Source organism: Mesorhizobium sp. M0571 (assembly GCF_040320985.1).
In the GTDB taxonomy this organism is placed as follows: domain Bacteria; phylum Pseudomonadota; class Alphaproteobacteria; order Rhizobiales; family Rhizobiaceae; genus Mesorhizobium.
Genome location: NZ_JAMYQT010000105.1, coordinates 1 through 7,183, shown reverse-complemented (window position 1 = coordinate 7,183; position 7,183 = coordinate 1). Strand labels below are relative to the sequence as shown.

The 7,183-nt window shown below is 62.4% G+C and carries 8 protein-coding genes; 1 reads left to right on the top strand and 7 read right to left on the bottom strand.

From position 1 onward, the window contains the following. Positions 1 to 280: 280 nt before the first annotated feature. The 3 genes from NKI85_RS37090 to NKI85_RS37080 form a co-directional block, all read right to left on the bottom strand. Positions 281 to 733: a nuclear transport factor 2 family protein gene (locus NKI85_RS37090; protein WP_352780817.1), complete on the bottom strand. Its 453-nt coding sequence runs from the start codon at positions 731 to 733 to the stop codon at positions 281 to 283. Between the two features lie 14 nt (positions 734 to 747). Then, entirely contained in the window at positions 748 to 1,434 is a 687-nt protein-coding gene (locus NKI85_RS37085; RefSeq protein WP_352780815.1) for a hypothetical protein, read from the bottom strand. 109 nt (positions 1,435 to 1,543) lie between these two features. Beyond that, on the bottom strand, positions 1,544 to 2,242 hold the full coding sequence (locus NKI85_RS37080) for a helix-turn-helix transcriptional regulator (RefSeq protein WP_352780812.1): 699 nt from the start codon (positions 2,240 to 2,242) through the stop codon (positions 1,544 to 1,546). Between the two features lie 575 nt (positions 2,243 to 2,817). On the opposite strand from NKI85_RS37080, the gene NKI85_RS37075 reads away from it, so the two are divergent. Next, positions 2,818 to 3,120 (top strand): hypothetical protein, encoded by a 303-nt coding sequence (locus NKI85_RS37075; protein ID WP_352532095.1) that lies wholly within the window; start codon positions 2,818 to 2,820, stop codon positions 3,118 to 3,120. 435 nt (positions 3,121 to 3,555) lie between these two features. Here NKI85_RS37075 and NKI85_RS37070 read toward each other — a convergent pair whose 3' ends face one another. The 4 genes from NKI85_RS37070 to NKI85_RS37055 all read right to left on the bottom strand — a co-directional run bounded on the left by NKI85_RS37070 (position 3,556) and on the right by NKI85_RS37055 (position 6,789). Beyond that, entirely contained in the window at positions 3,556 to 4,014 is a 459-nt protein-coding gene (locus tag NKI85_RS37070) for a cytochrome c (RefSeq protein ID WP_352473794.1), read from the bottom strand. A gap of 422 nt (positions 4,015 to 4,436) precedes the next feature. Next, positions 4,437 to 4,709: a GFA family protein gene (locus tag NKI85_RS37065; RefSeq protein ID WP_352780809.1), complete on the bottom strand. Its 273-nt coding sequence runs from the start codon at positions 4,707 to 4,709 to the stop codon at positions 4,437 to 4,439. A gap of 162 nt (positions 4,710 to 4,871) precedes the next feature. Continuing rightward, positions 4,872 to 5,924, bottom strand: coding sequence for a Gfo/Idh/MocA family protein (locus NKI85_RS37060; RefSeq protein ID WP_352532099.1), 1,053 nt, complete (start codon positions 5,922 to 5,924; stop codon positions 4,872 to 4,874). Between the two features lie 79 nt (positions 5,925 to 6,003). Next, a complete protein-coding gene (locus NKI85_RS37055) occupies positions 6,004 to 6,789 on the bottom strand; it encodes a ThuA domain-containing protein (protein WP_352780807.1) in 786 nt (261 codons plus the stop codon). Between the last annotated feature and the right edge of the window lie 394 nt (positions 6,790 to 7,183).

Here is a 7,183-nt window from a genome sequence, read left to right as displayed (position 1 = left end):
CCAATCCCAGCCACTTAGGGCAAGGAGGCCGCCTCGACCCAATCGCAACTCGTCGCGGCGAAAAGAACGCCTGGCTTAATCACCGACTTCTTCAACACAATCGGTGGCGAGCCGACGCTCCACGCGAACGCATGGAATGGTCGGATTGCTGGGCTAGCCGGACGTTGAATGTGGATCAATTCGGGCTGAAAAGAAGCACAGTTCTGGCTCCATGACGCCGGCAGAGCCGATGGTCCCGCCAGCGCAATTCCTTTCTCTGCCCGTTTCGGACCGACGCTTCTCAGAACGCGAAATCCGCGGACTGAACGACATCGGCTGGGAGCCAGGTTTCATGAACTTGCAAGATCTCGGGCCCCCGGCTGTAGCCGCGATCGCGGACCACCATCGTCGTGACCCGGCCATTGTTCGGTTGATCGGAGTCCTTCGCGTCGCGTTGCCATTCGTGGTAGTTCACGACCGCCAGGTCGGCGCTTTGATGGCTGATCCGGATGTCGCGTATCTTGATACGGAAGACCGGATTCGATCCGTAGATGCTCTTCATGTAACCTGCGAAGTCTTTTTTCCCGAACGCCCTGCCGCCTGGCATGATGGCGACGAGATCTTCGCTGATCCGGTCGAGCGCGTTCTTCTTGAACGTCGCATCGTCGCCACGGCATCGGCCCGTCACCCAGTCGGTGAAGAATTCGTGGACGTCGTGGATCGTCGCTTCGATTTCCTTCGTTTGAAGGGACATGTTTTCCTCCTGTCTTAAGATGATGCTGGATCAGGCGCTTTGCGCTGTGGCTTGCCCGACCGGACGCTCCTTGAGGACAGCCCGTACCACGCGAGCCACAGGCACATGAGCAGCGAGGAAATCAGCCAGATCGGACCTCCGATGCCGATCCCGAGCTGCTCACCGAGTGTCCACCCGGTTGCCGAAAGGATACCGAACGCCGAGCCGACGATCGCGGCCCATCGGGGCAGTATCCCGACGTCATCGCGGGCGTCGTGATACGCGACAAGCGCTGTCGCCAGGGCGAGCGCCCAGAATCCGTTACCCATGCCGCCGGAAAACGCCCACCAGGTCATGAAGGCGTTGGTGTCACCCCGGTCGGCCGCGACCGCGACCACCGATGCCTCGGCGACTGCGGTGGAGAACGTGGTCAGGGCGCCGAGAGCCATCACTATCCAGGCAGAACTCAGCATCGGCGAACGCCGGACCCGGGGGTTGAGCGCCAGGTTCAGGAACGAAGCGCCGGCGATCAGGAACAGCGCCGCTGCCGCCGTCCAATGGACCGTAGCCCATCGCCCATGGCCCTCGGCGATATTCTGCATCTGAACAGACAAATCCGCGTCCGGTGGCCCGTGAAAGACGAGCGCAGCCGCCAGCAGCAGCGTTCCGGTGGCGAGCCAGACACCGCCCGGCCCGCTCATGTTGTTATTATTCGTTTGCATCGGGAAAACCTCCTGTGGCCTTTACCACGCCATGAGGTTTAGACCCGCGCCACGGTTGCCCGCTTCGGCGTAAGTACCCACGCAACGAGAAATTTTGGCTTGGGTAGGATTACCCAGATACGTCCATGCCGATCAGGCCGTGCTCGACCGCATAGGCCGTGGCTGCCGCGCGCGTGCGCACGTTCAGCCGCGTCAGGATATCGCTAACGTGACGGTCTACCGTCCGCTGGCTCAGACCGAGCTCGCCGGCAATTTCCGGGTTGGTCAGGCCTGACGCGATCAGGCGCAGAACCTGCGTCTGTCTGGGGGTGAGAACTTCGCTGCCTGTCGCCGTCATGGTGACCCGCAGCTTGCCGGCAACGGCTTCGTCGGGGCGCGCGCCGAGCTCGCGGAAAAGTCTTATCGCTTCGTCCAGTTCGGTCTGCGCCGCTTCAGTATCGCCGGTTGCGAGACAGGCCCGCGCTGTCAGCACCCGCATCCGGGCAAGATGATAGGGCGCCCGAAGGTCCCAGAGGATCGCTACCGCGCGCCGGATATGGGCCAATGCCTCCGCGGCTCGACCAGCATGGATCAGCACCCGCGCGGTAGCCTCGGCGGCTGCGGCGCGGACTGCATCCGCGGAATATTGGCGCGCGCAGTCGTGCAGTGTTTCGCACAGCTCCCAAGCGTCATCGGCCGAACCGACGGCGAGAGTGATTTCCACCGCAGCCGGCAAAAGGCGGAGTTTGCCCGGCATGTCGTCGACGGACTGCAGTGCGCGGCGGATCGCCGAAAGGGCCGGCTGCTCGTGCCCCTGCTGCAATCGCATAAGCGCCAGCCCCGGCTGCGGATCGAACCCGAGCCTGCTCGCCGCGCGATAGGCGGCATCGGCCTCGTTCCATTGGCCGCGGAGGCGAAATACCTCGCCCTTCTGGTAGAATGCCGGACCGGCGTGGTGCTTCGAGGGCCCCTGCTGAGGCGGATGCTGGCGACACCGGCCTCGCGGCCGGCCTCGTCCCAGTGGCCGTCGAGGATCAGGATTTCGGCCCGGTGGATCAGGCATCTGCCGGTGAAGGCAACGATGTCGGGCTGTCCCGCGCACCATCCGACCAGCGCCGATGTCCATTCCCTCGCCCGGCCCGTGGCATGAAATTTCTGACAGATCTCGATCACGCTGCAGTAGACCAGCCCGGTAACGATCGGTGAGAGCCGGCCCGAGGTGACCGAAACCATCGCCTCGTCCAGCAGTTCGAAGCCGCGCACATAGTCGCCCTGCAGGATCAATATCCGGCCCTGAAGGTGGCGCGCGATAGCCAAGAGGTCCGGATCTTCGCAGCGCTGTCCGATCTCCGCGGCACGTGTTGCGTGCGCGAATGCTTCGTCCGGCCTGTCGGCGGCGAGACGTTGTTCGACCATTGGGAGCTGAAGGTAACCGTGTTCTGCACATTCCTGCGTATGATCCTCGACCAGCCGGTTGGCGCGGGTCAGCCATCCGCTGCCTTGGGCGAATTCTCCGCGAAACATCAGGGTGAGCCCGATCCAGAAGCCGCAACGCGCTGCGGATCGTTCGCGTCCGTTCCGGAGATGCTCTTCGAAGGCCCTCTCGTAGTCCCGAACGAATTCCTCCTCGCGCCCAAGCATGTAGGCGGCTTCCCCGAGGCGCTGGAGCTCGGCGCCGCCAAGTTCACTGCAGCGGTCTCTGTCTGACAGTTCGCGGTGAAGCCTGGACCAATCGCCGCGATTGGCTAGCTCCGCATACGGATCCGATGCAACTGCACCGTCTTCCGGCGACTTGTCGCGTGATCGGTCGGAGGGCGCGGGCATAGCCCCAGAATAGCACATATCTTGCTGAGGAGGTGGCGGCAGGTTACCGATGTGACAGAAGTTCGTTTCGGGCTCAATCGAGCCGTTCATCGCGTCCGCCGCCGAGGACCGGGGAAGGTGGATGCTGCCATTCGTCTCGTCGATGGGAACGAGTAGGTAGCGCCAATATCGCGACATTCATGGCGCTTCTCAAAAGCTGCCCTTCGCGCAACGGCTCGAATCGACCCCATTTCTGCCGTTCGGATATCGGCCTCACCATCTCCAAGGCGGACATTCACCCATTATTCGGCGAAAAATCTCGTTCCGATCAAAGCCGCCCTACTTCGTTGCAGCGGCTGCAGCTTCCCCCGGCGGCATAATCCGCATCATGAAGGTCGACACCGCTTCCCCGGGTTTGAACGGGCCGGGAACCTGGTGGCTGACCGGCTTCACACTTTGGAGGAATGCCGCGATCGCCATAGCGTCATCCGCGGTGAGATGCGCAAAATCGCGCCAAGGCATGATCGGCGCCAGGATGCGGCCGTCCGGCCGTTCGCCGGTCTGGATCGCGGTGACGATCTGCTCCGGGGTCCAGCTTCCGATACCGGTCTCCCTGTCAGGCGTGATATTGCGGGCGACAAAGACACCAAGGCCAGGAATCTCGAAGCCCACATCTGAACCGCCAAGGAAGCGCGACATGTCGGGCTTCCCGAAGAAGTAACCGGAGGTGTGACAGTCGCTGCAGCCAGCAATCGTAACCAGATATTCGCCGCGCGCGATCTGTGTGTCATCGGCCATGGCCGCGTAAGATGGCAGGGCAACAATCGACGCTGTCAAGAATGCAAGATGAACTGGTGTCCGAAACAATGCTTCCTCCCTGTGGTCTGTTCGTGGTTTGTCCGTCGACCTCCCGCGCCGTCAACCGGTCGCAATGCCCCGATTTTAACCACGTCGAGGACGCTAAATTCTAGCATGGCCAGCACATATTAACCATCGGCGATCAATTGGACCGTCGGCACTTGTCGTGCCCCGTTGAGCGCAACTGTTACGGAGCTTGCCCAGCCGACGCACAACGCTTTCTTCCGGCGCGATCGAGCCACGCACGGTGATGGATCGACTTCGTCGCCTGAAATGCCTTGTACGGTCGGACCGGGTCGAACTCGGTCGTTCAGAGTGATTGGGTTTGATCCTAAAACGTCAGCCGGAGGCGACCAGCGGCTTCAGCCGAACGTCGCCAAAGGTTCGGTTCGGACCTCGACCCACTGGCAGCGCCGGCTCTCGTGGTAGAAGGACAGGAAGGGCGGCGGGAACGCAGGGTCCGCGAAAGCGCCCACCGGGATGGCGGTCAGACCGGGTTGAGTGTCAATCCGGTAATGGACGGTGGTGCCGCAATCGGGGCAGAAGCTGTCGATGACGCGGCCGCCCTCGTCGCCAATGCGCGTGAACTCCGCCGAGCGGCCGTGGACGGAGACATCACCTTCGGCAAACCGCACGTTGAAACTGAACGCGCTGCCGGTGCGTCGCTTGCAGGGCCAAGCAATGGCAAACCGAGACGCGTACCGGCTCGCCCGAGCAGGTGGCTGACAGCTGACCGCAGGAACATTCGGCGCGCCGCGTGACCATGGCTGGCTCCTCTCAAGATTCCCTGAACGATATCACTGCGTATCGGTGCTCAATTCGGCCCTCTTCTCATCCGAGACGACCGCCAGGTCGAGCACCTTCTGCAGTTCGGCCGCGTGGCGGAATGACGGTTCGGCCTGGACACCGTTGCGCACTGCATCGACGAAGCGCTGGTAGTTGGTCGGCACCGTTCCGACGTCGAGAACCTGCCATTTGGCGTTCTCGACATCCTCGCCGATGCACGCTTTCAGCTCCGAGCTGGTCAGATTGTGCACGACTTCGATGCCACCCTTGTCGCCGTAGATGCGCAGGCGGAGTTCGTTCAGATGGCCGGTTGCCCAGCGGCTGGCATGAACGACACCGAAAGCGCCATTGCTGAAATCCAGCGCCATGGTGAAACTGTCATTGGCGTCGAGCTCGTACTCGCCGATCCGCTTGCCGGGCGCCTTGTCGAAGGTCCTCAGCCGGCAGAACACGTGGTCGATGCCGAGCCCGGCACCATAGCTGGCGAAATCGAGGATGTGGATGCCGACGTCGCCGAGCACGCCGTTGGAGCCATGGCCGCGCGACAGCCGCCACAGCCATTTCGGATCGGTGCGCCAGTCGCCCCAGAATTTGGACACCAGCCAGCTCTGCAGATAGGATGCCTCGACATGCCTGACCGTGCCGATCTCGCCGGCCAGCACCATGGCGCGCGCCTTCTGCAGCGCAGCGGCGTTGCGATAGGTCAGGTTCACCATGTTGATGATGCCGGCCCGCTCGGCGGCATCGGCCATCTCACTGGCCTTCTGGTAATTTTCGGCCAGCGGTTTTTCGCACAGCACCGGCTTGCCCGCCGCGATCAGCATCATGGTGGTCGGATGGTGGATACGATCCGGCGTCACGTTCGCCACCGCGTCGAACTTGCCCCATGCGAGCGCGTCTTGCAGCGACGCGAACCGGTTGGCGATACCGTAGACGTCCGAAAATTTGTCGACACGCGCGCGGTCGAGATCGACGGCGCCGATCAGTTCGACGCCCTCGATCTTACCGAACTGCCTAGCGTGCTCTTCCGCCATCCAGCCGGTGCCGAGTATCAAGAGACGCATGATTCTTATCCTTAGGATGGGGCTTATCTTCTTGTTTGATCATGGATTTCCCGAACCACCGAAGGTTCGGGATGGTGGCCTAGCGAAAGCCGGCTTCGCCCGCGGAATGAAGTTTTCCGCCGCGCTCGACGATCGGTTCGAGCGCCTTCTCCACCGGTACGTTCGGCGCATCGAGGATGGCCGGATTGGAGCCTTGCGGATTGTGCGCCCATTTCACCGCATTGCGCAGCACCTTCTGGACATTGGCGTCGTGATAGGTCGGATAGGTCTCATGGCCTGGCCTGAAATAGAAGATGTTGCCGGCGCCGCGACGATAGGTCAGCCCCGACCGGAACACTTCTCCGCCCTGGAACCAGGAGATGAAGACGGTTTCCAGCGGCTCCGGCACGGCGAACTGCTCGCCGTACATCTCCTCGTTCTCGAGCTCGAAATACTCGCCAAGTTCCGCGGCGATCGGATGGCTTGCGCTGGTCACCCAGAGCCGTTCGCGCTCGCCGGCCTCGCGCCATTTCAGCGTGCAGGGCGTGCCCATCAGCTTCTTGAAGATCTTCGAGAAATGCCCGGAATGGAGAACGATCAGCCCCATGCCTTCCCAGACGCGGCGCGCCACGCGCTCGACCACTTCGTCGGCGACGGCGCCATGGTCCTTGTGCCCCCACCACAGCAAGACATCGGTCTCGGCCAGACGGTCGGCCGGCAGGCCATGCTCCGGCTGCTCAAGCGTCGCCCAGGATACCGAAATCTCTGGGTCGAACTTCAGCGCGTTGGCAATCGTCGCGTGCATGCCCTCGGGATAGATGCCTGCGACCACCTCGTTGGTCCGCTCATGGATGTTCTCGCCCCAAACGACAGCGCGTATTGTCATGATGTCCTCGTATTGATTTGAAGCTGGAGCCGCCCGATCCGGTCACTCATACTGTCCCCAGCCGCGGTTGAAAACTCTCTCAGAGCTACATGGTGACAATTGGGTGGAAAAGCGTCCAGCGGGGAAGATCCACACGGCTCCAAGCAAAACCCGGCGAGGTCGGCGGGACAGCGCTCGCCTCTGGCCTGCCGGACATCTCCCCCACTTGGGGGGAGATCTGACGTGACATCGGTTTTCGCCAATCTTCGACGTTGCAGGATTAGGCGGCGCGCCGAAGCTGCCAATCTCCCCCCTAGTCCCTATGATTGCTGGGCCTGAGGGCGGCCCGTCATCCGATATGCAACGGTACGAGGGTTAAGCCGGCTGGCCGGCGCAGAGCCTCATGCATAGGAGA

What these genes read in the sequence shown, in the direction of transcription:
- NKI85_RS37085 (WP_352780815.1), bottom strand. Translation starts at nt 1,434, where the DNA reads ATGCAAACGAATAATAACAACATGAGCGGGCCGGGCGGTGTCTGGCTC.
- NKI85_RS37090 (WP_352780817.1), bottom strand. Translation starts at nt 733, where the DNA reads ATGTCCCTTCAAACGAAGGAAATCGAAGCGACGATCCACGACGTCCAC.
- NKI85_RS37055 (WP_352780807.1), bottom strand. Translation starts at nt 6,789, where the DNA reads ATGACAATACGCGCTGTCGTTTGGGGCGAGAACATCCATGAGCGGACC.
- NKI85_RS37080 (WP_352780812.1), bottom strand. Translation starts at nt 2,242, where the DNA reads ATGCGATTGCAGCAGGGGCACGAGCAGCCGGCCCTTTCGGCGATCCGC.
- NKI85_RS37070 (WP_352473794.1), bottom strand. Translation starts at nt 4,014, where the DNA reads ATGGCCGATGACACACAGATCGCGCGCGGCGAATATCTGGTTACGATT.
- NKI85_RS37060 (WP_352532099.1), bottom strand. Translation starts at nt 5,924, where the DNA reads ATGCGTCTCTTGATACTCGGCACCGGCTGGATGGCGGAAGAGCACGCT.